Here is a 276-nt window from a genome sequence, read left to right as displayed (position 1 = left end):
CGGCAGCGCTTCTACCTTCCAGTGGGAAGCCTCAAGGACGTCATCGGCATCTACCCTGCTGGTTTGGGCAGGAGCTATACGGAACTGGTTCGGCTTCAACCCGCTTTCGCCCAGCGGGTGGTGCAGTTGGTGGCTGAACTCCATCAAAGCGGCGCCGGCATCCATCCCGCCAGCACTCCCATGGACGCCGCCCTGGCCCTGCAACGCTGGACCTCCACACCGGAGAACCTGCGCTCCATCCTGGCGAGCGCCCCGGAGCGGACCGTCGGCCTGCTG

1 protein-coding gene is annotated in these 276 nt (G+C 65.9%); it reads left to right on the top strand.

The genetic code is table 11. The features are described 5' to 3' along the window. A partial coding sequence (locus SB847_RS20930; protein ID WP_410578520.1) for a hypothetical protein occupies positions 1-276 on the top strand: 276 nt, incomplete at both ends.

This window comes from Bacillus sp. SIMBA_026 (genome assembly GCF_046535335.1).
In the GTDB taxonomy this organism is placed as follows: domain Bacteria; phylum Bacillota; class Bacilli; order Bacillales; family Bacillaceae; genus Bacillus; species Bacillus velezensis.
The sequence above is the reverse complement of the archived record's forward strand: the minus strand, read 5'-3'. Positions and strand labels throughout refer to the sequence as shown.